This window comes from Pseudomonas guariconensis, from assembly GCF_024127895.1.
Taxonomy (GTDB): Bacteria; Pseudomonadota; Gammaproteobacteria; order Pseudomonadales; family Pseudomonadaceae; genus Aquipseudomonas; species Aquipseudomonas guariconensis_B.
The window spans coordinates 24,093-50,775 of record NZ_JAMYBK010000004.1 but is presented as its reverse complement, the minus strand read 5'-3'; the positions used below and the strand labels follow the sequence as shown (position 1 = coordinate 50,775).

The following is a 26,683-nucleotide window of genomic DNA, read 5'->3' as shown; positions in this document are numbered from 1 at the left end:
TCATTCATTGAACAGCTCGCTCACTTTCTCCGCTGAGAACAACGGGACGGGAATGATCGTGAACGCCCAATACATGAACCGGGTGTCACTCAGGTCGCGCGCCCACACGGCAGTGAAAGCAGTGGGCAAGACAGCGGCGGGCGTGAACACGCCCGCCCGAGAGATCTTTCCATTGCCCGAAACGATCTTCCACTCGAGCTCGTCGACTGGAACTTGTACTTGCTCATCGGATTCAGCGCTCACGTACCATAGCGACAGCGACAGTTTGCCTGCTGACACCTTGGCCTTGAAAAAATGCGTCTGGGGCGCATAACGGGAAATGAATGTTGAGAAGGCAATGCTCTCACCTCGGCTGGCCTTGATCACATCCACCGTCACAGGCTCCCGGACCGTCGCCGACAGCGCGGCAGGGCGGTCGGTCTTGTTGTCAGGCTCCAGTTCGGCGGCTGGTTGCAGCGCCGCTGGCGGGAAGTAGTACTGCCTACCGTTTTCACGCCCCATCGTCCCCAGATGGGCACCTTCGAAAGCAAAGGTGGCTTCACCGGCAGGCTCAAGCACAAGTTCCTGCTTGGCATCGAAACTGCCAATCGCGCGGACCAGAGGCGTGATGGCCATTGTGTTCGTCAAACCGGCTATCTCATCGTCGGACGATCGTGGCGTTGCCGCCGTACCAGCCGCATAGAATGCCCAGTAACTGTAGAGGCTGGCTTCAAAGACACCGCCCTCGAATTCGAACGATGACGGCGGAGCCAAAAGCGAAGCGATCCATTGACTATCGCTCGGCGGCAGATCTTTATAAACCTCGGGGTACATCAACGATGAAATAATGATCACATTGTAATCACTGGCGATCTCTGCTGATGGCGGTGCTGCTGCAAAAGCGCGCGTGTCCTCGCCGAACAGCCAAAGCCAGGGCGAAAACTTACCAGCGTTTTCGAAATGCACCGATATATCATGCATGAGCGGGTTCAACGGTGGCGTAAGGCGATACAACAGCGTTTGCCCCCGACGTTCGAAATAGCCTCTGAAAAACGCAAGATCCGCATCGCTACCATTAAAGGTGTACTCGGCCGGGCTCGACCACTCCAGGCGCAGCGCCCCCAGGTCCAAGGTCCTGTAGCGTAACCGACTGTCCCCCAGCAAGGCCTTGATCGACAGGGTCTTATCGTCACCGGGCCATGTCTGGCTTATGTCACTGACCCAACCATGACTTGTGCCTGCTTCGTGGGTCAGGGTCATCTCCAAGTCACTCAGCAGGTGCTTGCTCACTTCAATATGCTTATCGGTATAGAGAAGCGATGGGTAACCCAGCCACACCAGCCTGATTTTCCTACTGACCGGGCCGGTGATGCGGTCAAAATAGACCCTCTCGCTTTTTGCAGTTGCTTTGTCGGCATGCAGCCTCCACTGGCGATTGGTCGTGTCCCGATCAATCAGGAAAAACACCGGCGAAGGCTCGAGCTCCATGATTTTCATCGCAACTCTCCTCTTTCGTCCAAGTGGAACACCTTTCCCCTCGGCTCGAAACTGGCAGAATTGTCAGGTACGAAAAATCTGGCTGGCCGGTGATGCACCGACCTCTATAATCCCGTCCCACTCAATTTCCTCGAGGACTTTTTCATGGCGACCGACTACCAAGCCTACCACCTGCAGTTGCTGCATCATCTGCGCACCATCCTGGTAGCACTCGGCGACGCCGAGCAGGTGCCTGAAGAAAGCCACACGCTGTTCCTGGAGCGCTTCGATGAACTGCTTGCCGTGCTTCCCAAGGACCCGCTCGAAAGCCAGTACCTCGGCCAGGACCTGATCTGCCAGGTGATCCAGCGCTACCCGCAGATTGCCCATCTGGTCCCCCGTGACCTGCTGTGGTTCTTCGGCGGGGATTGCCTGCATTTCATGCCTGACGAAGAACTGGACCTGTATCAGCGACTGGAAGAACTCCGGTACGAGGCAGAGCAGAAAGGCGAAGCGTTCGACTGGCACCAGCAAAAGCAACGGCTCAGCCTGCCAGACGGTGACGGCCGGCACTGAGGTGCCCTCGTGCGTCACGCTCGAGCGCCTGAGCCTTAACGGGCTGCAGAGTAACCGTCCATATTTCCACGCCCCTCGGGTGAAGAGCCTTACATTTTTGTAGAGCCATCCCACCTATCCTGCGAGCCGAACATGCGCGTCCATGTTTGAGCATCGTTTTTCACCTTCAGGATCTATGGATATGAAAAAGACTTTGGCAGCCCTCGCCTTGGGCTTAGCAAGCAGCGCCGCAGTGGCCAATACAGGCAACATCAATTTTCACGGCACGGTCACACCGGGGGGCACCTGCCCCATCGAAATCGTCGAGCCCGGCAGCGGCGGCACCATTCTCCCCCGCGTGGTGATTGGTAACTTTCACCCCAGTTATTTCGACAGCGTTGGCAAGCGAACCCCGCATATTCCATTCGCCCTGCGTGTCACACCGGGAGCCGGTTGCACCATCAACCCAGGTGAGCAAGGTTACGTGACCTTCTCGCCCCTCCACGGCCCCAGCGGCACCGATCTCTATGCACTGCGACCAGGCGGTGCCGAGGGGCTGGCACTGGCCATTCAAGACAAGAGCAGGACCAACCTGGCGCCCGATGCGGAGTCGGCAGGCTACGCGCTCGACGATACCAAGCCCACTGACATGCTGTTCTACGCCATGTACCAGGCTACCAACGCAACCGTCACCCCAGGTTATGCTGCCGCTGATGTGACCTTCCTGGTCGACATCAAGTAATACGTTGCTCCAGGCAGTCTCGAACCAGCCTGGAGCATTCCGTTACCCGCCCACCACGAGATTCTTCCATGTTTCGCAAGATCCTGCGCGGTTGCCAGTTGCCAGTAGCGGTGGCAGCCTGCCTGGGCCTGCTCTCGCCGCTCGACGCCCAAGCAGCCCTGACCATCAGCGCAACCCGCCTTATCCAGCCCAGCGACAAGCACAGTACGTCCTTGATCGTCGCCAACCCCAGTCAGCGCACTTATGCCGCGCAAGCCTGGGTCAACACCAGCACCGACGACAACACCACCGCTGTCCCGTTGATCGCGTCGCCAGCCTTGTTCCGTATCGATCCGGGCAGCGAGCAGACCGTGCAGATCAACCGTCTGCCCAATGACCTGCCGCAAGATCGCGAGTCATTGTTTTTCTTCAATCTGCAGGAGATTCCCCAGTCGGATGCCGAACCAGGCAACGCCTTGACCATCGCCATGCGCACCCGTATCAAGGTCTTCTACCGCCCAAGCCAGCTCAAAGGTCGCCCGCAAGATCGGCTGGCGGAGCTGGCCTGGTCAGTGCAGTCGATAGAGGGCAAGGCGCATCTGGTGGTGGACAACCCCTCCCCTTTTCACTTCACCTTCAACCAACTCACCGTCACCGGCCCCCAAGCGAGCGAGAAAATCGAATCCAGGCACATGGCGCTCCCCTTGGGCCGTCAAACCTATCCACTCCATACGTTGTCGGTCCAGGATGGACTGAAGGTCGAGTTCACCACCGTCAATGACTATGGTGGTATCACTCCCAAAGTGATCAGCCCCGTGAGCCGATCCTGATGCGTCTCATGCCTTCAGCATCGGGCTATAGGTGGGGAAGTCGACCCATGTCTTGCCCGCGTCGAAACTCACCCCCACATGCAGCGTGAAGGTGTGGTTACGGCGCAGTTGCGCCAGATACGTCTTGGGAACTGTCACGCTATCGTTCATCCCGATACCCTGGCTGACCTCGCCCGGTGTGACGACATGCGCTTCGAGCACAGGGTAAGGCTGTGCATCACCACCACTTTGCAGGACGCCAGTGATGGTGATCCTGACCTGCTGGCCAACGGCCATCCATGACCAGATCCCCAACCTGACAGGTACCAGCGCTGGCGCCGGCCCGAGACTGAAACCATTACCATCGGCCCCTTGCAACTGCACTTGGGGCAAGTGCTCCGACAATGGGCTTACAGCAAGATTACGCGCAGCAGAGGGGAAGGTCTCCACCCCATCAAACACGTGGTAGCCGACAACCACCGTTTGCCGACTGTAGGCCAGGAGGCTCTTCACCGGGATGAGAAAATGCCGCTCGGTTCCAGGCTGCGGCTCGGCTGTGGAGAAATAACCATAATCGCCAGGATCGCCCCACGTCACCGTCACCGTCTCGTCCGGAAACAACCGTGCTGTCTCAGGGATTTCTACCAATAAAGGCTCGACGAATGCATTCATCGACAACGTAAGGTCTGGCCCTGCGCCGGTTGCCTGGGGAATTTCCACCCAGCCCAGGTCGCGTGGTATTGGCTGAGCGTTCACCCCCATCTCCAACGAACGAGCCTGCGCGCTCAGATTGCCCGCGCGATCCTCTATCTCGTAGTAGGCATAACGTTGGCCGTCTTGACGCTCACGAATCATCTGGCCTTGAAAGTCGATGAACAAGGGCTGCGCGATGTCATCGACGTTCAGGGTTCTACTGTCGACGCGTTCCGAATCATCAGCGCTCGCTCCCCAGTACCACGTGATGATGTCGCCCGGCATGGGGGTTTCGTAATCGGGGACCCGGGTACGTAAACGGTCTTGGTGACGCTCCAGATAACGAGCGGTCAGCCCGTCCCTCTCGATCTGCTCGGCATCCTCGACGATTTCGAGTCGACCACGTTGGCCGCCTAGCGCAGGTGCTGTCTTGTCGATGTACAGCGTAAGCGGCTCGGACGCTTCCGTCCCTTCGTTGCCCAGTGTCACCCGGTACGTCAAGCTATGCCGCCCCTCGACCAGTTTCTCCACCGGCACCTCGAAATCCAGGTCTTCTTCACGCACCGGAACGGTCCAACACCTGGAGTCGAGAAACTGGCCATCCCACTGCAACTCCAGGGTTTCTGGTTCCTCTTCACTGGGGTCGGATATCAGCCACTTGGGAACGCTGACCAGAAGCGGCCTTCGCACAGCCCTGACGGGCAACAAGTTAGGCTCACCTCCCGGAATATCCTCCAGCAGATCAGGAACAATCACCGGTTTGAGCAAGAGCAGGCTTTCATCGGACTGGCGCATCGTCGACCTCTCCCCAAAAAAAAAGGAAGACTCGGCGTCTTCCTCTTCAGCGTTGTTCACCAGCTGTAGCGCAGCCCCAGGTTCACCCCCCACGGCTGGTCAATATGTTCGCCACGGCTGTAGTCGAAATCAGCATGCAGTTGCAAGCGCTCCACCATCGATACAGCCACACCCACACCGAGTTCGCCACGCGAGCCTGACAGGTCGTTATCGAAGCGATGGGTATTGACCTTGACCTCATTGTCATCGATGAACTCGTATGCATAGGCGGCGCGCAAGTACGGTTGAATGATTCGCCCCGCCCCCAGGTCGATGTTGCGGCCCAAGGTAGCGCCTACCTTACCCAACAGAGACCGGGCCGTCTCGCCCTTGGCCTGTAGACCGTTGTCGAGCTCGTAGTCCCGACCTTGAAACTGCGCCATCGACCATTGGGTATAAGGTTCTACGAAGTAATCGTTTTGCAAGGCGATATGGCGACCGAATTCGGCCGACGCGCCAACGCCATAGTTGCTGTAGTCACCCTTGGCCTTCTGGCCGTCGCTCAATGCTACCTTGGCATCGTTTTCAAAACGGTTCAGCTTGAGCACACCATCGAAATAGTAACCGCTCTGTTTATCCAGCCACGTCGTGTACAACCCCACGTAGTAGCTGTCGATTTCGCCGGAAGTACCTTGGCTCAGATCCAGGTCCGAGCGGCTGTAGCCCGCCAACGCGCCGACCAGCCATTGCCCGTCGCCGATCGGCAGGGGGACGTCCGCACCAAAGGACATCCCATGTTGCACCTGCTTGTAAGCGACACCGGAACTGGCCGCGACGTCATATTTGTTACCGTATGCCCGGACCCAGGCACCGGCCTTGCCTTCATCCAAGCGAAGCTCGCCCATTCGGCCACGCAACGAGGTCAGTTCGCCGTACCATACCGTGGGGGTAGCGTTGAACATGGCCAACACTGAACGCGTACCAGGGCTGATGATTTTGCGCGAACCGTCCAGGTACCAGTCGTTCCCACGTTGGACCAGCTCATAGGAAAAAGCACCCAGATCAACCGGACCATTGACCAGCGAGAACGATGCATCGCCGCCAGCGGTGTGCACCATATGCAGCTGATTCTCTTCTTCGGGATCTTTGCCAGCGCTGCCGATCAGCAAGCCATGGCTGCCGCTCGCCTGGCCGGTAACCTCCAGAAAGTCGCTCTGCCCCGTCGAAAAATCGGCATCCATGACGAAGGTCCCGTTACCTGAAAGGTTTTCCACGGTCAATCGATGGAATGCGCCTGGGCCACCGAACTGCACAGCGCCGTCCTTGAGTGCCAGGTCACCAACAGAGGCATCGCTGACCATGACCCAGCGCGACTGGTCGCTGATGCTCAACCGCGAAACACCCTCCAGTTGGCCGGTGAGGCTGGCCTGGTTGGCAAGCGTCAATGTTGCGCTGGAGCCATCCTCTACCGTTACGTTACCCACCAGGTGCGAATTATCGACCGTCATGTCGGCCGTCGAGCGGTCGCGTACCTCGAGCACGTTGCCATTGCTGCCTGAGAGTTGCGAGCCATTGCCGACAGTGATCCGCGCCGAAGCCGGCACCGTGCCGCCACCGGCGACGACGATCGCGGCCCCGTCCAAGCCATCGACAACCGTGCCCTGCAGGTCGATCTGGGCCTGACCATCCAGCGAAGTGTCGCCCGACACCAAGATACCTTCCTGGGCTCCCACCACCTGGCTGTCCATCGCCTCGAACCGCCCATTGAACATACGCAAACCGGCACTTGCGGCACCTGTGCCACGTAGCAGGCTACCGCTGACATGAAGCTGCGAGTTGCTGGCCAACGCCGCACCACCGCGCTCACCGACGATCGTGCTATCCGTCACATTGACCGTGGAACCGATGTCACCGCTACGCGCCGCGACAATACCGCGGCCCTGACTGACGATCTGGGTGCCCTTGAGGCTCGCTACCGAGTCGCTTCCGACCACCAGCGCGTCGCCCGTCGCAGTGATACCGCCACCGTTGAATTCCAGCGCCGATCCAGCGCGCAGTTGGATCTCCTGCGCCTGGGCACCATTGGCCGTCAACGTGGCACCGGCAAGGACTTGATAACTGTCCAATGGCACTGTCCCATCTATGACTTGGTCCTCCACGATAGTGGTCAGTGCCAATGCCACTTGACTGACCAGGTACAATGGCGCGAACGCGAAGGCAAAAACGTGCCGACCCGCGCCGCCGAAGCGTGCAGAGTGTTTGTTCATCGATATATGCTCGCCAACATGAATGATTGAAATCAGGTTCGGATCGTCCCTGAATTTCCTGACGAGACTACATGGCTTTTTCTGCCAAGCATGTAAGAAAAAACCTACATTCCTACGCGAAAAAACCACAATTTACTGCGCGTACCACAACGACGCACAGTCAAGTCAAATCGCATGCGCCGCTGGGCTCATACATGGCCAATACGATTTCGCCGCGCTCGGAAGCAATGTCTTCCGTTCCTGCCTTAAAGCTGTAGACCACCCGCGCGCGGGCTCTGTAAAAAAGTGGATCATCAGGGTCGAATGTAGGCGCAACATGCTTCAAGTAAGGTACCCGCCACGTAAAGCCTTCCAGAGGGTAGTCAGCGCCCAAGGGCACCGGGAACGACTCCCTTACACCAGGTACTTCATCCTCACCTTGATCTTCATTTCCTCCTTTCACGGCCCACCAGGTAAGAACGAATTCAGTGATTGCTCCGTACTGGGTGTATTGCGTCAGGTCAGGCACCGTCACTTGCACCGCGCCACCATCGGCGTGCGGCAAACTGGCCCTGATCGTGCTGCAATTCAACTGGCCTGCCGCATTGGCATCCAGGAATCCAGGCGCCTGTGCAACGATCTTGATGGCGTTCACCAAGACAGGCGTATCACGCGACTTCAGCGGATTGTGCACATCGGGCCGGCTGACCCAATAACTCACCGGCAGCGCAGGATTGTTCCCTCCTGCCTCGATCACCGCCCAGGGCACTTCGAACGTAACGTCTTCCCCTGGCACGTCAGAGTCGCTCACGGTGTAGCGCGCAGCACCCTCCTGGTCGCCCCAGGAAAGCGTCAGCACATCATCCTCCAGTGCAAAGTCATGCAGTTCGATCGTGATATCGGCGGCCTTGCCTGTGTCGTTGATGTCGAGTTCGTTCTCGCCGCTTGTCCCTCCCTTTCCTGCTACCCGCACAGGGTTCAGGCCCGCATGCTCAGGGTCCGGCCAATCTGGGCCTGGCCAGCCGGGGTCGATCGATTCGAAGTCGACATTGACCTGCGTCTCGTTCCCACCCAACAAATGAGTACCCCGATACACCTCATAACGAACCAGCGTGACGTCCGGCACCGATGAATCATCGTATTCGGTCAACAGGATTTCGCGGCTGTCCACCGGGAACCTGATCATGGATTCAGGCGTAGACCCGACAGGCTGCGGCTTCAAGTGCGCAGCCTTCCAGATCACTTTCACCGTGTCTGTGGGCTTGTGGTCATCGAACAACGGCACCCATACCTCAACGCCCTCCAAGGCATCGGCCTGATCGATGAGAAAACCATCCGCCGCCGTGGCCAATGGTACCTCCGGCGGATCGAACACCGTTGGCAAGGTACCGAGCGCCACATCGACAGCGAGGTAGTCGGAGATTTGGCTGATGTTGCCGGCCTTGTCGAACAATACATACACGGCATAGACGCCGCCGTCGTTGACCTTGCGTACATAGTCGCCGGGCACTTCGAGTTGCTGAGCCTGGCCCGTGGTTGCAAGGGTGCCGACCTCTTCGATGTTTTCAACGTCTGTGGGTATCTCGTTCAACCAGTACCAACGGACTTTGTCACCTGCTTCCCAGTCGGGGTAAGCGGGTAATGTCAAAAGAACCTTGTCGTTACCTGCCGCGAGGCTGTCATCTGTGACCACCGGAATACCCGCGAACTTGTTAGGCACATCCCTGTTATAAGGGGGAACACGATCGAAGCGCAGCGTGATAGGGTCGGAATACTTCTCTTCAAAATTATCCGACATGATGTAACTTCTGAAATAGTGTACCCCTTCTGGCTGCAAAGCATCGAGCGTCAAGTCGAGTTTGACGGGATATGGGAAACTAATGGGGTCATCAAAGAAGCGGATACGCTCCTCATGAATAGAGGTAAATCCGACGCCATCACGCGAGTGCTCTATCCGCAGGAGATCTTCATCGGTCACGAACCATTGGGGTACCTGGACGAATAAGCCAGCGCCATCCGAGCGCAAAAGCACACTCTTCACTGTCCTATCGGAAGGGTCGGCAAAATAGTCTGGATCGACGATAAGTGGATCTAGCGGGTCGGCCCTCAATATCTCGGCACGGCGAAGCCTAAACGCCCGTCGTACATTGTCAGCCGCATCGATTTTGGCGTCGGAGCTATTCACATCCACCTCCCTGGGAGACACAGATTAAGAGTTACCACCTCCGCTCACGCGACTTCATTCAACGCATTCCGATACACGATGACAACTGGCATTTTTATCAGGTCGACACGTTTTCGATATGCACGCCAAACGTGCTCGGGGCAAGCCAGCTTCTTATAAATCGACACATGACTCGTTGATTGCAGAGGCCCTGTAGGAACGGGCTTGCCTGGGCTGCAAAGCCGCCCCTGGATTGCAAGGCCCCCCTTGCTAGCCAGTATTGGGGCTCGCCCGTAAGACTATGAAAGGCTCAGTTGCTCTGCGTCACCAAACGATCCAACGGATCATATCCATACAACGCGTCAATGCCCTGCGCGGGTGCCTGAACGCGCTCCAACCGCCCCAGCGCGTCATATACCAGGGTCCGGCCCTGCTCGTCGCACGTCAGATTACCGTCTGGGTCATACGTCAGGGCAATGACACGCGGCACGTCCTCAAGCCCAGTGATCTCGATTCCGGTCAACTGCGCCGGATCCTGCTCGTTCTCGAAGCGATACCTTGCATCGATCCTGCCCCCTTCGAACAACGTGCGAACCCGGATGATGTTGTCCAGGGCATCGAAGGTGAAGACTTGGGCCTGGATCTTCTTGCCATAGGAATCGACTGGCACGTATTCATCCTCCCCCTCGCAATCGTACTCCTCCAACCGGCCCCGAGGGTCATAGCCATAGGTTTCTTCGCGCAGCAACTGCTCGCCACTCTTCAAGGTCTTGGTCTTGATGGCATCGACCGCGTCGTAGCACTGCTTGAGTACTTGCACCGAATCACCAAGATCGAAAGTTCGGCTGCTTTCGCGATCGAAATCGTCATAAGCCAGAGCGGTCTTGAGATACCGAGGCTGCCCATCCGGATCTTGGGTTTCAGTCAGAATGCTGTCCATACGGCCCAAGCCGTCATAGGTGAACGTGCTCACGATATTTTCAAGGCACGTCTGCTCGAGCTGGCCATACGCGTTGTAGCGATAAGACTGGGTATGCTCCAGCACATCGGTATAACTGAGCAGACGCCCTTGCAGGCTGTACACGTACTTCATCTCAAAGGGGGCCTCCCCGGGACGTTCACGCCTTTCCAGCTTCAGTTCCCCGGTACTGAAGTACTCCCGGCTCAGCGACTCGTCGTTTTCCTCGCACCACAACAAGCGGGCATTTTCCTTGTCGTACTGGTAGTTCGCTTCAACACCAGACGTCGTCAAGATGCGGCGCAAGGGTTCTTCACCCAGTTGCGGGAGGTATTCATATGTGATGCACACGCCCGCTGGAGTGATGACTGCCTCGGGCTGGCGCTGCCCTGGCGCGTAGAGCTGCGTACGTTCACGCCCTCCCGTCACCGAGCCGATCAGACGGCCCAGGCCATCGAACGCCTGGGTACCCAGCAGGTACCTGGTCTGGTCGCTGCCATCGACCACCTCGATCGAAACAGGCAAGTCTTCGGTACTGTGAGAGGCATAGACTCTGTGTACCACCGAGTCATCGGCCAGGGTGTGATCGGTAAGCCTGCCGAACTCATCATGGCGGAACGAGGTCTGCGCACCACGCCCATCGACCTCCCGGGCCCTGCGCCCGAGCCCATCGTAAAAGTACTGATGCAAGCTGACACGTCGTTGCTCGGTATCTACACGCTCGACCCATACTGGCTGGTCGAAAAGATTGAGCTGCGTGATCGTCATGCCGCTGCGCAACGACTGGTCTGCCGACTCTCGCCATTGCCTGCGAATCGGCCCGGTGAAATCCGGTGCACCAGTCAAGTCGGTAACATCGTGGTTACGCACACGATCGGGCCCGACTTCGCAGCACCGCTGCCGCCAACCGTCGTACTCGTAGCTTGTGAGCAATGGCAAATCGACCAGTTCAAGCCAATCATGCTCGGCCTCCCATACCAAGTTGCCTAGCTCGTCAAAAAGCGCCTTGTAGAAAAGTCGTGCCGCCTCCTTGGCCTCGGAGGTTCGTCCATAATCCGGGTCCTGCCGTTCTTGCCTGACCACACGGTTGAGCCCGTCCACGTAGGTCCAAGTCGTCACGCCTTTGACATCAACTTGTGTCTGCACGGCCGGCTCACCATTGGCGGACAGGTGGTAGCTGTAGTTGCGCGTAGCGCAGTATGGAGTGCCAGGTGCGACCGTCTCTTGGGTAACGCGGCGCAGCACGTCGTACACGTAGGCGATCTGCACCTCGTTATCGTCATAATTGAGCATGGGCTCGCCGATCAGCACCGAATGCTGCAACGTATTGACCTTCCGTGCATGGCGCACGGTACCAGCCTTGGTGTGTAGCGTTTCGCGCAGCGTCAATGGCGCGCCGTGATCGAAACCGGTGATGGTCTGCTCGGTTTGCACCACAGGATGACCGTCCAACGAGGCCAGCGCGTAGGCGTAATCGCTACAGGTGCGTTTGCCATCGAGCACGAGCACCTGCTGCCGGGGCCGGCCGTAGCGCAGCGGGTCGCCGACCGTCGCATGGTACTGGGTCTCGGTGAGCTGCAAGACGGCATCGTCACGCACACGCACCAGCTTCTCGGTCTCGAGCAGCAAGGTGCCTTTCCCATCCTGCGCCAGCGATGGCAGTTCGATGTAGCTGTACACGCTGCGCAAGGCCTCGGCCATTCCCTCACCGGTCGTTGGGATCACCTCCTGAGTGTCGAGATGGCGGACGAAGCCCTCCGGATCTTGCTCGGCCGGCAGGTAGCTGGAGTGGGTTTGCACGCCGTTGGCCTGCTGTTGCCAGATCAGGTTGCCGTAGTGGTCATACGTGGTGTTGACCTCTTCGTCGCGCCGGTCATTGCCTCGGCGCCAGGAGGTGATCGTGAGGCAAGGCAACTGAAAGTTGGCCGGCTGGTCTTCGAAGCGCATATTCGCGAGTTCCCCATACTTGATGGTCTTCGCTTCGACGCACCCCTGCTCGGTAATGACCTGCTCGGTCATCAGATGGAAACGGTTGAAGGTGCACGCGACCGTTCTTGCCACTTCGCCGTGCTGGTAATGGCTGGCGACGGACGAGTAGAAATAGTCGGCCCCCGTGAACCGATAGAGATTGTCCAGGCCATCGTCGATCCAACCGATGCCCGAGCCGTAGCCCAGAAAGTTCTCCTCGCTGAAGCAGTAGCACGTCAGCATGTCGGGTTGTCCAGCGCCTGGCTTGATCACATGCTGCTTGACCCAAGGCAGGGTTCTGCCTTCATCACCTGGCAGGTGGTGCCCACGCTCTTCGTATTCGATCTCTTCGACGCCCGCCAGAGGCGTTTGCAGCCGGGTCAGGCAGCGGACTTCGCCCAGTGTGCGGTAAGTGAACGTCCAGCTGGCCTTATCGGGAAGCACGACCCTACCCAGGTCATCTCCATCGCGCTCCAGTCGATAACGTGCAAAGGCCACTGTATCGGGGTTGATATCGAGGTCCACCCAGGCACCGCTGGAATAGTCCAGCCGGAGCAACACGCGGGCGCAGTCGTCGATGACAGTCTCCAGGCAAGGCACACCGTTGTGCGGCCGGTAGGCCAAGGTAATACCGTGCCCAGTCGGCGCCAGCACACGCACCGGAAGGGCCAGGGTGTAGTCCGGCGCCTGCGGCTCGAGCAGCTCCACCAGTCCCGACTTGTGCGCCACACGAAATCGCTGCGTTTGCCCTGTGGTGACGTTCTCGAAGTGAAAACTCTCGATCTTGCGTTCAGGAATCACTGGCGGCTGGCCAGGACCATTGTCGTAAACCAGGAAACGCTCGCCACTGTGCAGGCTGAGAAGGCCGGATGCCACGGCGTATTGGCTGAGGTTAAGGCTCCAACCTGTGCCAAAACCGGAATCGTGGGTGTTCATCGGGTTGAAGCCCAAGCGCAACGGCAAGCTCGGCCCATTGAGCTGATTGGCGGTCAGTTCGGGCAGTTCGATGGCCAGGCTGTATTGGCCTGTGCGCGGATCGACGCTGCCTTGAACGAAACTCATGAAATTGAACGCGTTTGAATGCACCAGCGATTGAGTCGTCATCGTGCTCACTCTCAAAGGCCATGACGTCGCCCCCAACGGGGCGACGATCATTGTCATTATTGAAAATCCCAGCCGAGGATGTTGCGGTGGTCTTGCGAGCCGGACAGCTCAAAAGACACCTTCAGCCTGTGAGGACTTCCGTAGTTGTCGAGCAAGGTGAAGGTCATCGGCCTGTCGAGCACCTGGCGGTACGTCTTCACTCCCCGGTCGTACCAGAAAGGCCAATCCGGCACACGGTCCAAACTCAGCAACAACGTGCCTTCGGAGACGGTTTCATGGCCCTTGAAGTTGTAATCCAACACGGCCTCCGGGGACTCCAGGGCCAACAGCTGCAACTGCGCCTGGTATTGAATGCCAGTGGAAGCAGGCCGGGCATCGGGGTGACGCTTGGGCTTGAAGGCAAAGCCGGTATAGCTGGCGAACGATTCGGCGAGCTGCTCACTCTCCCAACGTATCATCGAGCAGTGATCGAACCGCACGTCCGTGAAGCTGAGCCCGGCTCTACTCCGGAGAACCCAATAGTGCGTGGTGTAGTGCCAATAATTGAAGTTGTCGGTTTCCCCTGCCTCACCCACCCAGTCAAAGCCATTTTTCGCTTCCACGCGTTTGGGCTCGAACTCATAAAGTGCCCGATCCCCCTCCGGGACTTTGACACCGGTGATTTCAACCCATTTCTCGTCGATGTCCTTGGCATCCGAAAAGTGCCACCGGTTGCGATGGTCCTGGAACTTAGCCTTGATATTGCGAGGCTCCACTTCGAGCGTGTGCACATAAACGTTAAGGATCCGCGTATTGTCCCCGGCGACTTGCCCGACGTCCGTGCCTGAACCCGCAGTCGAAACCGGCAGGTAATCGAACCGATTGCGCAGTTTGCTGGCTGCCCACTGCTTGCCGCTGCCTTCTGCAAGTTCTGGATCGAGGCCTTCCACGCCGATCGGCAACCAGTCGATTTCGGTACCGTCCTCGTGCAGCAGTTTCAAGGTAGAGAGTTCGAGATCACTCACGGGGTCATAGATGATGCCATCGGGCGTTTCGATTGGCTTGGTCTCGATTTCGATCCGGATACCCACCTGCTGCCTGCCATTGGCCAGAACCTGCTGGGCATTGGCTCGATTGGGGGTCAGCTTGAAGTGATTCAACTCCCTCCAGCGCTCTTGGTTCACTGCCAGTTGCCGTGCCGAGCTACGCGGGTGTTCGATCACGGCAAACCCTGGCAGCCCGACAATGGAGCCCACGATGACACTGACCTCGCCCGTGATCGACTCCCCAGCGCGATACAGCCCATCCTCGATGTTGCCCACGCCATACACCGCCCAATCGATGTCTTGGGCGAGCTGCTGCGGCTCGGCGATGAGTTCGAATTGCTGCTGGCCATTGCTGGGCAACTGCGCCACATGAAAAGGCTCCACCTGCAGTGCCAAGGTCCTGGAAACGATCACCACCGTTGCATAGCCAGTATTCGCACCTTTGCGCACCTGGATGCGCTGTAGCCATATCGGCTCGCCGGTATCCGGTTCATCGGGTGTGAACAGAGCATGGCGAGTGTCCGCCGGCTCGACATCGAGCGTTCCGTATTCGGCCTCGACCAAGGACCACGTGCCGCCGTCTTCGGACGCGGTCAGACGAATGGGCTCCTGCCCTTTGGTCCACACCACCGCCCTGGGCGCGATGCCCAGCGCATCGGCAGAAGCCACTACCAATGCCGATTTGCCGGGGGCATCCTCGACACCCTGCGCACTCACCAGCATGATCTGCTGCTCACCAGCGATCGCGGTGGGGGCTGGGGTGGTGTAATTTCCGTTGGTGTCCATCGTGCCCGAGGCACGTGGATACGCCACATTGCGTGCCGACCAGCCAAGCGGTGCTGGCCCGCTCACGGTAAACTGCCGGCTCTGCGCTGCCCCCATGCTGCTCATTGCAGGCCGAACCTGGCGTGTCAGATCACCCGCCTGTACGTCTCCAAGCAGGATCTTGTCGTACGGCGCATGCTCGCTCGCCATCCGTACCTCATAGGCATCAGGCAGGAGCACCTGGTCCAGCCCACTGCGACCAAGGTCGTGAACCAACGGTGACCGCTCCCGGCTAACCAGCAACGCAGCGGAATAGTTGCTGGTCTCATCCTTGGGCGGTAACAGGTACGGCAGGTTACTAGGGAAGTTTCCTCGTGCACGGTCAGCTACCAACTGCAAGAGCAACAGCAGTGCACCCTCGTCTTCGCTCGCCCCACCCTCTTGGGCATCGCCAGGTGCTTGCTGACCAGTGACGGCAAAATCCACGGTCGCCAGGGCATGGTTGCCATAGAAGTCGATGTCCAGAATTGGCAACGGGCGGGAGAGCGCCAATTGCTGGTTGAGTTGCTCCAGGATGAACCCACCCATCTTTTGTGCGGCGATGGGCGTACTGCCGAGGGTACACGTCGGTTCGCTGGCGGCACTCAAGTCCAGCACGACTTGGCTGCGCCTGAGGTAGGTGTTGGGCACCACCTTCAGTTCGCCAATTATCTCGAAGCGATAGCCCATGCCCAGATAGAGCACGTCCTTTTTCCTGAATCGCTGGACGTTGCCCGCCAACATGGACGTATACAGACAACTGCCTGCAATCAGCTCCATCGTCACTTTGAGCTTGGCGCTCGTCCCCACTGCCCCCTTGAATGACAGTTGCGCAGGGCCCAGGACCACATTGTCGAAGGTCACCTGCCCGGTACGCGACTCGTCGATGTAATAGCTGCCACTGATCGGAGTCGCCATGCCCTCGAGGCCAAACGCCTCGACATACCGCGTCTGCAGCGCTTCATTGACCGGATCGCGGCCCAAGGCAAGTATCGCGCCCCAACCGTGCATGGCGTCACCCTCCTTGAGCGCATCGAGCAAGTCTTGCAGTGAATAGGCCATGGTCAGAACCTCCGGCTACGTACCAACTGGCGCATCTGCGCGGTACATGCCGCCTCGGCGTCGGTATAAGGCATAGGCACCACCGTGTAATTCCAGATCGAGATGAGCGGACTGTTTTTAGCTGCGCCGGCGATAATCACGTAGTCGCCCTCGTCCGCCCCAGGGGTGTAGATTCCCGTAGCGGCATCGACGCTGCCTGTGCCTTTGACGGTGTACCAGTTAGTTTCGGCAGGATCGAAAATGACCTCACCGTCCTCCCCCTCGGCTGACAATACAAGCTTGAGACCATCGCCCACTTTCGACAGGCTGATGAACGCTGGCGTGGCGACCCAAGCCACTGGAATGTCGATGATTTCCGTGCGTCCAGCACCGGTCACCTGCAGTTGGTCCAGATGCATGAGCTTGGCAAGGCCCGGTTCTCGGTTGGCCGGTTTCTCGGGTGCGACATAGATCCGCACGTTCTTGTCCTTGGGAATGTCCAAGTCCGAATCGCCGGGCTCCGGTGCTCGTTGAGTGCCCAGTGAGTCTTCGGACATGGCCCATTGCAAGCTCGCGTCGATACTCCCACCCTCTACCACATAGCGCTGCGGCTTTTCGGCAGTGGAATAGAACGCATTGAGCAGGTTCGGGCGAACCGCCACGGCCTTGGGCACGACGCTCAACAAGGCGCTGCTGCTATGATCGCCAACGGTGGCGGTGACGATGACGCGCTTCACAGTACCGGTGATCTGCTCTGCTGCTGGTGCCTGGTAAAGACCGTCAGAGACACTCCCGACATCACCTTCTTCGCCGGGAAGCCCCTTGACCGACCAGGTTACGGCCCCAGCAGGTTGAGGGTCCAAACGCAACTGCAGCGTACCGTCTGCAGCCAGTACCTTCTCGAGTGGATCGATGGCGAACGCCGTATGTTTAGGGGCTAGGTACCCGAGTAATGACACATCGCCGGGTAGTTCAAGCAGACTTGGCGTAGCGACTTGTTCACTACGGAACAACAACGAGTTGAGCCGTAGCAGGTCGACAGTCACACTGATATTTTTCATTGCATTGAGGACAGGGGTGAAGCTTGCACGAGCGGCTTGGTTGAAGTTAGCCAGCATGTGAGGGATATAATCTCGATCGTACTCCTCATCGCCCGTGGAGAGGTTGACTGTGCCGGCGACCTCGCCACCAGTCAACACGATGCATCCCTCATCATCTAACGCTGCGGAAAACTCGCAGGACAAATCAATGTCACCATAGAGGGGCATCTTGCCCCCTTCCCAACCGTTATTAATGTATACGTAGAACCCAAAACCGTACGGCAGTGGGGCCATCCCTTTCCAGCGAAATACAATTTTTCCCTTGTTGAACTCTCCGCTTGCAACTCCTGACATTGCAAAGATATCAATATTTATTCGGTTCCGATTATCATTAAAAAGCTTATAATCTTGATAACCCTTCAATAAAATATGACCAGTACTGACTTTTGTTATAAATTTACTGTCATCACGCTCATACTCATAATTATTTCCACCATAACCCGGCATCTGCCGAAGGCCTTCGGTGAGGACATTTTTCATCCACGCTTCATTACCCAACAGGACACTCAGCGAGTAATCCTCCCCGTCCGTGGACTCGGGCAATAGAAACGGCATATCTTGGTCTCGGGTAGGGAAGTCACCATTACCCTCGCCATTGAATGCGACGCCAACCAATATGGCACCGTCTTCTTGCTCCTCTGCATCCAGACTCGGTGTCGATCTGCCAGCTCTGGCCAGGGAATGCGTCCGCACGGCAAATGAAGTAGGATCGATCCCGTCCTCGAATCGCCGGATCGTGTTCAACTCCCATACCCTTTCGTTATCCGGAAGCTTTCCGAACTCGTCCTTGATGAACTCACCCAACTTGAGGTTCAGGTCTTTCCAACTGGACACTTCGAAGGTATAAGTGCCCGCCTCCCCGTCCGACAGGTCGATCAGCACACGACCATCCTGATCGATAACCCCATCGGCATGGTTGAGTTTGATTTGCATGCGAACCTGTGGTGCGGTAAGCGGGTCGAGATGGGAAATGCCCACCAGTTCGGCCTGACCGTTATCGGAACGACGCCATTCGGTCAGCCTACCGCTCACCACCGGCATGCTCAGTGTCGCTATTGAACTGCCGATGTTGGCGGTTTCGAACGATAAACGCGGCTGACCAAGCTTGAAGTCGGACATTTGCGTCCAGATACCGCTATCGGTTTCCTTGGTTCCATTGATCGGCTTCAACCAGTGACTGTCATCGAAACGTGCGATGAACTCCTGCGCCAACAACCGGTTGGCCCGCTGGCGATCGTAAACCAACAGCGCCCCCCAGCCTTTGGTCCGGGGCTCTTGTTCAAGGTAATTCAGGTATTGCGAAAGTGTAGGCCTAGCCATGATCGGTTCTCCACCATCATCATGCGATAACGACCTGCATTAGCGGGTCGCGTGAGTACGATGTGCTGTTATGTCGCGCGGAACTTAGGGTACTAACTGCAAACTTTTGCTTTTGAACTCGGTGAAAAAGTCGCCACCATCGAAACTGGCCCTGGCGTACAGGGTGAAGGTGTCCCCGAGGGGCACTTTTTCGAGCAGGCTTTTCGCCAGTTTGGCCTTCACCCCCGCCGTCACCTCCTGCGCGGTCACCGGCAGGGCATCACGGATGGCCTCCTCCCATGAGCCGGGGCCCGAGCCCCTGCCAATCGATAAGGTGAGCAATTGCCCTTCGGCGATGAACGACCAGGTACCCAATGACAAGTCAGCACCCGCTGCCGGTACAGCTGCCAGCGACAAGCTGAGAGACTCGGCCTGCTCACAGGTGACTTGCGGATGGTACTGGGCAGGCTCCGGTTTTATCCGCAGGAAGAAATGCTCGGAATCCACGTGCCCCTTGGCACTGACCAGCCGGTAGAACACGGGGAAACGACGCGACTCGTCCTTCTCCCCTCTGCCCATGTTCGCTGGTACATATTCAGGCGGAATATGGAATCGCAACGGGTTGTCGGGGCTTGCCGGCTCCTCGGCGATGTATTGGCCGAGCGGCGAAATCCCCCACCAATGCACGTGCAGTGCTTCGCCTGGCTGCACGACCCCGGGCGGTACATCGACGTAAACGCCGCTCAGGGTATCGTCAGCTGCCAGGGTGCCCCAGTTGGGTGTCTTATCGGCAGTGGCACGGTTGACCAACAACGCCTCCAGCTGGCGTGCCATCACTACCTCGAGCCGCAACGCTTCGGAGCGCAATCCAGCCCCTTCTCGACCGAACAGATAGCTCACCTCCACAGTGGCCCCCTGGCTCTCGGCCAAGACCGCGAAATCCACCTGGAACGCAATCGATTGCGACGCGACCGTGCTGGGGTCGACGCGCAGGGTCTGCAGGTAATCCCGGGCAGGGCTGCGCCAGCGCAGGACAATGCGGTCGGAAACAGCCATCTCGTCGTAGATGGGCACCCGCACGACCAGGCCATTGCGAAATTGCGCCGGGTCCAACGGGTCGCCCTCCTCGTGCCCGTCGATGACCGGCTTGCCCAACGGAGGCGGCAGCATTGCCGTCGAGTCGACGGCCAGGCGCTGCACGGGAGACCCAATACGCTCGCCGTCGACGAACTCGATCTCATACGAAGCCTGCACATGCCCTGGGTCGATGAACCTGAAGAACGTACGCCTCACGTCATGACTCAGCGCCGCTTTGTCCAGATGCTCCTGGGTGACCGTGAGCACCTTGCGCTCTTCGTCGTCTTCGTCACCCTCCTCGTCGTAGCTCACTACGGTCAGGGTGACCTTGTCACCGACCTGCATCGCCTGGTAAGGAGGGACAAGGAACCTCACGCCCGTAGCGTCGAGGGTATCTGGCTGAATGATCAATCCTTGCGACTGGATGGCTTGCATGACGGGCAAACGTTCGTCCTGCCCACGTGTTCGCAGGCCAACATAACAAAACTGGCGGAGCGACTCGCGCCCGGCCTGGGTATACGAAAAAAACGCCCAACCGCCAGCAGCGGAGGTTATGGTGCTGTTCGCGATAGTGACCTCGAGCCCCCGCTCCAAGTCACCCTCCCTGACTGGCACGGTTGCCCCGACATCATCGAATGCCTCTCCGGCGGGGCTGCTGCCCACCCAACGGGGTGAGACCAAGTCGCCCTTTTGCATGCCGGTGTACTTGATGACGGCAACCAGATCAGCGCTGCCCAGTTTTTCCAGATCGATTTCATCGAACTCAGTCAAATCAGGAACAATAGGTACTTCAAGATTTGATGATTGGCGATCATTCATTTCCAACTGCTCCTGTACCAGCACCGTATTACCAAGACCTTGAGGGCTGCAGAAAATAACGTGCATACGAGTTTCGCCCTGCTGCCACACGGAAACTTTTTAGCCCAGCCCACCTTCTCCAACAACTGGCAAAATTGCTAGGTCATTGGGCTAATGCCGAAATCGAATAACCGCAGCCCACCCGACCTGATAAATCTGCCAGGTGCGTCCCCCTTGGCTTTTTTATAAGCTTTTTTGGCAAACGGGCGCCATTCGACGCTCCGCTCTGCCCGAACAGAGCGCATCTTTCCATTTGCCGCGACAGCGCAAGCGAGGCAACGTTCATGCATCCAGGAAATTCAAGAACATCGGCGGCACGACAAGCAGGCTCCATCATTATCTGGACCAGCGAGGAGCAAGAGTCCTACACGTTTCATCTTCCCGAGTCAGGAAGCGGTGAAACCGTAGTATTCGATATTGAAGAAAAGACCGAAGAACCTCGGTTCATCGAGATGTCTGGCATACCGTCGGCGGCCATCATTACCCTCGCGTCCAGAGACAAGGACGAGAACGACCAACCTAAATGGTGGGTAACATGGAAAACCACGCATGCCCCTTCAATGCTACGTCGATTTGAAGTTTATTATTTTGGTAACTCCTATATCGAAGGTGACTTCATTATCGAAGGCCTGGGCATACTGGTAACAAAAAAGTCCACCGAGGAAGTGAAGCGGGATGGCTTGGGCAGTATTACCGTTGAAATCTCCGCAGCCCCGCCCGCGGCCTGACCTCCTTCGCCCTCATCCCAACACGAGAGTTTTCATGCCATGGCCATTGCATCCAATGCCTTTAATTTCGGCAGTTTCGTGCAGAGCAATGTCGACCCGCGGACCGGGCAATTTACGTTGTCTATCGAACTGCCGGTATTGCACGCCAATGAGTTGTGCGGACCCGACCTGCCCCTGCGATTAACCTTCAATCCCTTGAACGAGCAAGATGCCGGGCTGGGGATCGGTTGGAGCCTCAAGCTCAGCCGCTATTCACTGACCAGCAACATGCTCGAGCTCCATACCGGCGAGAGTTTGAAGGTATACGACAATGGGCCCGGCCAGACACCCGTTATCCCCGAGCAAAAACTCAAGAGTTTCAACTTCAAGAACATCAGTGATGACGATACCAAGCGCTACCGGGTGGCTCATCAATCCGGCCTTATCGAGGTGCTCGAACCACAGCCGAGCGATCCGACTATGGCGCTACCGGTACGTATCCTGTCGCACACCGGTCATGGTATCCGTCTTGAATACACTCACGAGGCCAAGCCGCGTTTATGGAAGATCCATGACGACCACCGCACGCTGCTGAGCATCGATTACGAAAACGCCATTCGCCCGAAGCTGGACATCCATCCCGGCACGGAGGCCTTCGCGCGCTTCGCGCTGAAGCTGGACAACGACGAACTTCGAACGATCATCCTGCCCGACGATACCCGCTGGGAACTGACCTACCAGCGCTACGGCAAGCTACGCTTCATCACCCAGCTGCAAAACCCTGGCGGCGGTAGAGAGTCAGTGACCTATAAGGAAAAAGGTCATCAGTTTCCTGGCATCGCCAGGTACCTGCCCTACGTGAGGGAGCATGTGGTCAAGCCCGACCCGTTTGATGAAAAAAGCTTCATTCACACCTGCTACAGCTACACCCCCGAAAACTTCCTGGGCAACGGTACAGGCATTACCTGGAACGACGACCTGGGCGACAACCTCTACGAGTTCACCGGTAGCGATTTCGAATATGGCAGCACGGCCAGCCACTACCTGGACGGCAAGGTATTGCGCACGGTCGAGAGTACGTTCAACCGGTTTCATCTGTTGCGCAAACAGGTGACTTGCCAGGAGGGCTGCATCGACACCGTCGAGACCCTCTACCACGAAGTCGATAACGCCCGCTTCCCGGACCAGCCAGCCCACTTCCAGTTGCCCCGCGAGGTAAGAAGGGTCTGGACCTTGCGTGACGATCCACGCCTACGCCAGGAAGAAGTAGCCACCATGACCTACGACGAGCATGGCAACCTGCTCGAAGAACGACTGGCCAACGGCATGCGCATGGTGCGGGAGTATTACACCAACGACGAGAACGACGATTGCCCAGACGACCCAGAAGGTTTCGTACGCAGCGTCAAAAGCCTGACCGTGTATCCGGCGCCTACCGCCAGTACCGAAGGGGCACCCGCCCAGACGGTGACCACCCGTTACCGCTACGTCAAGCTGCCCGCCTTGGCACAACAGGACCCAAACCTGAAGCTCGGCGGTTGGCTGGCCATCGAACAAGAGGAACTGATCGAACTTCAAGGCGAGGGCGAGGGCAAGACCGAGCGGGTGCTCAGTTGCACTCATCGCCGCTACCTGCACAAACCCGACAATCCCTTCCTGCATGGGCGCCTCGACCAGCAGACCGTCACCATCGACGGCACCTCGTCGACCAGCCGCTGGCGCTACCAACGGGTCGAGGACGATGCCGACAAGCTGACCTGGAGCCAGAGCACCGAGACCTTCAGCGCCCCCTGCGGCACCGTGGAAAAAACCACCAGCCGTAAGCACTCCCTGCACACCGGGTTGTTGGTAGAAGAAGAGGACCCCAACGGGATCGCCATACGCCACCACTACGATGTGCTGGGCCGCCTGGTGGAACAAACCACCGCCACTGGCATGCCCGAGCAGGCGACGCGTCGTTTTGCTTATCGACTACTCACCGAGAACGGGCGTACCTATGCCTGCGAAGAAACCACCGACGTCAATGGCGTACTCACGCGCACAGTGTACGATGGCAGCGGCCGCCCGCTGCGACGAGAGCGTGATACCCAGGAAGGGGAGGACGCCAAGGTGGTCACCCGCAAGGTATCGGACAGCCAATACGACTCGATCGGGCGCCTGGTCGGTGAGACCTTCCATGATTACCTGCCCCCCGAAGAGGACAGCCCGACCCAGCAGGAACGCATCCTGAGCATGCCCTACACCTATGCCTATGACGGCTGGGGGCAGCGCTGCGAGGTCACTCGCCCTGATGGCGTCAAGGAGCGCACCGACACTTCACCCTTCGGTATCGACGGACAACGCATCGCCCATTGGCAGGAAAGTCCCGAGAACCCTGGCCAACGCCTACAGTTGAACGTCAGCGAGTTGAACCGTTTCGGCAAACCGATCCACCACTACCGGCTGATCGAAGAAGACGGCAAGGCCCCACGACAAGTAGGGCGTACCGACTATGCCTATGACGGCCTTGGCCGCTGCATCCGCGAAACCCTCACCCTCGACGACACCCCCCAGCGAAAGGCGATCGAACGCACCAAGCGCTACACATACGATGCCCTGGGCCGCATGTTCGAAACCCAGCGCGCGGACGGGTCGATACTGACCCGGCATTTCGCCAAGCACAGCCTGGGCGAGCTGACCACACTGCTACAGGTGCGCGCTGGCGAAGACGCACCGAGCAAAACCGTCTGCAAGCGCGGCTACGACGGGCTCGGGCGCCTGACCCGCCTGAGCGTTGGTCCGCGTATCGAAACGTATGGCTACAAGGCCGCTACATCGCTCATGGAAACCCGAACGGCATACACCCTGCAACCGACCGACAACCGAACACGCAAGCGGGTGATCACCTATAAGTATCGGCCCGAACTCACCGAGCAACCCAGCCAGGTGACCGCCAGCATCGAAGGGGGCAATCAGCCGCTTGCCAGTGAAACGGCAGTTTTCGGCTATGACACACGCACAGCCGGCATCAGCAGCGCGAAGAACGATCTTGGCGAACGCATCTACCGCTACGACGCGCTAGGGCAATTGACCGAGGAGTGCTGGATCGGCAACCAGGGCATCCCCTCCTACGAGACCCAGTACCGACATTCCCAGCAAGGCCGCGCCCTGTATCGGAAACACAACGACGGTGTGGCCTGCACGTACACCTACGACGACCACGGCAGGGTCAGCAGCGTCCGTCAAGGCACCTTGCAGTCGACACTGACCTACAACGCGCAAGGCCTGCTCCACAGCGCGCATACTCAGGACACCGCCAGCCAGCAGCAAGCCCTGTGCACCCTGCAATATGATGCCCTGGGCCGGGAAACGACCCGTACCCTCAGCGCCAACGGCCAGCAGCAGACATTGACGCTGGACTGGCAGGATAACGACATGCTGCGTGCCCGCACCCTGTCGCGCGAAGGCAGGCAGGTACGCCGCGAAACCTTCGGGTACGACGAACTCGACCGTCTGGACGCCTATGACTGCGAGGGCGAGGCGCCGCCCGGCAATGCCCGTGGCCGGGCGATCAGCAGCCAACTGTTCCGCTTCGATGAGTTGGACAACATCACCCGATGCGTCACCCATTTCGTCGACGGCAACAAGGACGATGCACGTTTCTCTTACGCCCCCGACGGCAGTTTCCAATTGCACGAAGTCACCCACACGTTGCTCGAAGATTATCCGCAACAACAGGCATTCCGATATGACGACCAGGGCAACATGCTCAACGACGAATATGGCCGCACCCTGCAATACGACAGTTTGGGGCGCCTGCAACGGGTAATAGATACCGATGGTACGTCGGTGCTGGCCGAGTACCTGTACGACGGCCACAACCAACTGACCGCGACACTGGAAGGCACGCGCCAATCGCAACGTCGCTTCCTCGACCACCGCCTGGAAAGTCTTCTGGAAGACGGTGCGCTGACGCAGTACCTCTACGCAGGTGGCCAGCCGACAGCCGTGCAAGCCGCCAGCAATACACTGCTGTTGACCGACAGTGCGGGCAGTGTGTTGACCGAATGCGACGAGGACGGCGTTCGGCATGCCAATTACAGTGTCTATGGCGAACAGTCCTGCGAAGTAGCGGGCGACACCCTGCGCGGCATGCTGGCCTTCAACGGCGAGGCTCGCGAACAAGCGCTGGGCTGGTACCTGCTAGGCAGCGGTTACCGTGCCTACAACCCTGGCCTCATGCGTTTCCATAGCCCAGACTCCCTGCCGCCCGAGGTTTCAGGCATCAACCCTTACCTGTATGCATTGGCCAATCCCGTCAACTGGCGCGACCCTACGGGCCACCGTGCACGCTCGATCTGGCGGCCGGATGCGCCATGGTCCTACATCGATCCACCCGAAAAGCCCAAAATCCCCTGGTATGCATGGATCGGGGTCGCCGTAGCCTTTGCCGTACTGGTGGTGTCGGTCATCAGCATGCCGTGGACGGCACCTGCCACGATAGGCATTACCGCAGGCTATATCGCAGGGGTGGCAGGCGTGGCTGCCAACGCCGCGGCTGCGGCTTTGCAAACCGCGTCGGTACTGACCTGGGCTGATGATCCGGAGATGTCCAATACACTTTCCAATGTCGCGTATGGGGTAGGCTTCCTGGGTATGGTGCTGGGTGGAGCGGGGGTCGCAGCGGTCAATCAGTCACTGCGGGCGGCAAATCAGGCCCAAGCATCCGGCGCCCTGGCAAGTGGAGCCAATGCCGGCGCCAAGAGCACTGCCAATGTGGGCGTACAAGTCGAGCTCGGTACGTCGACGGCACGAGCCGCAACTCAGTCGGGCGGAAACATCCGCGCAACCGCTGTCAATCTGATGGATGAACTTCCATTCCCGGAGGGTTTCGAGTCGGTCACCCGAACGCGGACTGCGGCCAGTCGTGTGCCTGTCGCTTCGACGTCTCAAGGTATCAAGCCAAACCCCATCACCCAGGTGAAGGCTGACGTCCACCCGGTTCCCACTGTAGCCAAGACGACACCGAAAGCACATCCCATCCCAAACACTGGAAGAGGATTCGGAATGGATCTGACGTTACTTGGTGACAATCACAGATTTGTCTTCATGAGAAACCTTAATACTGGAAGGTATGAGGTCGTCGAGCGGTCTGGCACCATCCCAGGTGCGCCTAAGTAGTTCCCTCCACTACCGTTCCTGCTGCTGATCGCAGCAGGAACCCCTCTTGTTCATCGAATCATTCTCCCCACTCCGTAGATTCGCCCTACAGCCCAACTCGTCCTGAGTACTTAACCTAACCCCCGCATCCCGCAGTGACTGCACGACCGTCGTCACTCTCACTCA

General features: G+C 58.4%; 13 protein-coding genes. 5 read left to right on the top strand and 8 right to left on the bottom strand.

Translation table 11 applies throughout. From position 1 onward, the window contains the following. Window positions 1–1,476, bottom strand: a complete 1,476-nt coding sequence (locus NJF35_RS06570; protein WP_253090862.1) for a hypothetical protein — start codon at window positions 1,474–1,476, stop codon at window positions 1–3. Between the two features lie 144 nt (window positions 1,477–1,620). Between NJF35_RS06570 and NJF35_RS06565 the strand changes: the two genes are divergently transcribed. The 3 genes from NJF35_RS06565 (at window position 1,621) to NJF35_RS06555 (ending at window position 3,561) form a co-directional block, all read left to right on the top strand. Further along, the gene (locus tag NJF35_RS06565) at window positions 1,621–2,031 is read left to right on the top strand and encodes a PA2817 family protein (protein ID WP_225787074.1); all 411 of its coding nucleotides are present in this window, start codon (window positions 1,621–1,623) and stop codon (window positions 2,029–2,031) included. A gap of 181 nt (window positions 2,032–2,212) precedes the next feature. Beyond that, a complete protein-coding gene (locus NJF35_RS06560) occupies window positions 2,213–2,752 on the top strand; it encodes a fimbrial protein (protein ID WP_225787075.1) in 540 nt (179 codons plus the stop codon). Window positions 2,753–2,820: 68 nt separating this feature from the next. Then, window positions 2,821–3,561, top strand: coding sequence for a molecular chaperone (locus NJF35_RS06555; protein WP_225787076.1), 741 nt, complete (start codon window positions 2,821–2,823; stop codon window positions 3,559–3,561). 6 nt (window positions 3,562–3,567) lie between these two features. Here NJF35_RS06555 and NJF35_RS06550 read toward each other — a convergent pair whose 3' ends face one another. The 7 genes from NJF35_RS06550 to NJF35_RS06520 all read right to left on the bottom strand — a co-directional run bounded on the left by NJF35_RS06550 (window position 3,568) and on the right by NJF35_RS06520 (window position 20,678). Then, window positions 3,568–5,028, bottom strand: a complete 1,461-nt coding sequence (locus tag NJF35_RS06550) for a hypothetical protein (protein WP_225787077.1) — start codon at window positions 5,026–5,028, stop codon at window positions 3,568–3,570. A 56-nt stretch (window positions 5,029–5,084) separates the two neighbouring features. Continuing rightward, a complete protein-coding gene (locus tag NJF35_RS06545; protein ID WP_225787078.1) occupies window positions 5,085–7,274 on the bottom strand; it encodes an autotransporter outer membrane beta-barrel domain-containing protein in 2,190 nt (729 codons plus the stop codon). A gap of 160 nt (window positions 7,275–7,434) precedes the next feature. Then, a complete protein-coding gene (locus NJF35_RS06540; RefSeq protein WP_225787079.1) occupies window positions 7,435–9,438 on the bottom strand; it encodes a hypothetical protein in 2,004 nt (667 codons plus the stop codon). 289 nt (window positions 9,439–9,727) lie between these two features. Beyond that, on the bottom strand, window positions 9,728–13,447 hold the full coding sequence (locus tag NJF35_RS06535) for an RHS repeat domain-containing protein (RefSeq protein ID WP_253080444.1): 3,720 nt from the start codon (window positions 13,445–13,447) through the stop codon (window positions 9,728–9,730). A gap of 56 nt (window positions 13,448–13,503) precedes the next feature. Next, window positions 13,504–16,338: a hypothetical protein gene (locus tag NJF35_RS06530; RefSeq protein ID WP_253090861.1), complete on the bottom strand. Its 2,835-nt coding sequence runs from the start codon at window positions 16,336–16,338 to the stop codon at window positions 13,504–13,506. 2 nt (window positions 16,339–16,340) lie between these two features. Further along, a complete protein-coding gene (locus tag NJF35_RS06525) occupies window positions 16,341–18,737 on the bottom strand; it encodes an Ig-like domain-containing protein (RefSeq protein ID WP_253080445.1) in 2,397 nt (798 codons plus the stop codon). Window positions 18,738–18,821: 84 nt separating this feature from the next. Beyond that, window positions 18,822–20,678, bottom strand: coding sequence for a hypothetical protein (locus NJF35_RS06520; RefSeq protein ID WP_253080446.1), 1,857 nt, complete (start codon window positions 20,676–20,678; stop codon window positions 18,822–18,824). A gap of 257 nt (window positions 20,679–20,935) precedes the next feature. Here NJF35_RS06520 and NJF35_RS06515 point away from each other — a divergent pair, with 257 nt between their 5' ends. Beyond that, window positions 20,936–21,379: a hypothetical protein gene (locus NJF35_RS06515; protein WP_225787086.1), complete on the top strand. Its 444-nt coding sequence runs from the start codon at window positions 20,936–20,938 to the stop codon at window positions 21,377–21,379. Window positions 21,380–21,418: 39 nt separating this feature from the next. Further along, window positions 21,419–26,518, top strand: coding sequence for an RHS repeat domain-containing protein (locus NJF35_RS06510; RefSeq protein WP_225787087.1), 5,100 nt, complete (start codon window positions 21,419–21,421; stop codon window positions 26,516–26,518). Window positions 26,519–26,683: the final 165 nt, after the last annotated feature.

What these genes read in the sequence shown, in the direction of transcription:
- NJF35_RS06570 (WP_253090862.1), bottom strand. Translation starts at nt 1,476, where the DNA reads ATGAAAATCATGGAGCTCGAGCCTTCGCCGGTGTTTTTCCTGATTGAT.
- NJF35_RS06565 (WP_225787074.1), top strand. Translation starts at nt 1,621, where the DNA reads ATGGCGACCGACTACCAAGCCTACCACCTGCAGTTGCTGCATCATCTG.
- NJF35_RS06560 (WP_225787075.1), top strand. Translation starts at nt 2,213, where the DNA reads ATGAAAAAGACTTTGGCAGCCCTCGCCTTGGGCTTAGCAAGCAGCGCC.
- NJF35_RS06555 (WP_225787076.1), top strand. Translation starts at nt 2,821, where the DNA reads ATGTTTCGCAAGATCCTGCGCGGTTGCCAGTTGCCAGTAGCGGTGGCA.
- NJF35_RS06550 (WP_225787077.1), bottom strand. Translation starts at nt 5,028, where the DNA reads ATGCGCCAGTCCGATGAAAGCCTGCTCTTGCTCAAACCGGTGATTGTT.
- NJF35_RS06545 (WP_225787078.1), bottom strand. Translation starts at nt 7,274, where the DNA reads ATGAACAAACACTCTGCACGCTTCGGCGGCGCGGGTCGGCACGTTTTT.
- NJF35_RS06535 (WP_253080444.1), bottom strand. Translation starts at nt 13,447, where the DNA reads ATGACGACTCAATCGCTGGTGCATTCAAACGCGTTCAATTTCATGAGT.
- NJF35_RS06530 (WP_253090861.1), bottom strand. Translation starts at nt 16,338, where the DNA reads ATGGCCTATTCACTGCAAGACTTGCTCGATGCGCTCAAGGAGGGTGAC.
- NJF35_RS06525 (WP_253080445.1), bottom strand. Translation starts at nt 18,737, where the DNA reads ATGGCTAGGCCTACACTTTCGCAATACCTGAATTACCTTGAACAAGAG.
- NJF35_RS06520 (WP_253080446.1), bottom strand. Translation starts at nt 20,678, where the DNA reads ATGCACGTTATTTTCTGCAGCCCTCAAGGTCTTGGTAATACGGTGCTG.
- NJF35_RS06515 (WP_225787086.1), top strand. Translation starts at nt 20,936, where the DNA reads ATGCATCCAGGAAATTCAAGAACATCGGCGGCACGACAAGCAGGCTCC.
- NJF35_RS06510 (WP_225787087.1), top strand. Translation starts at nt 21,419, where the DNA reads ATGGCCATTGCATCCAATGCCTTTAATTTCGGCAGTTTCGTGCAGAGC.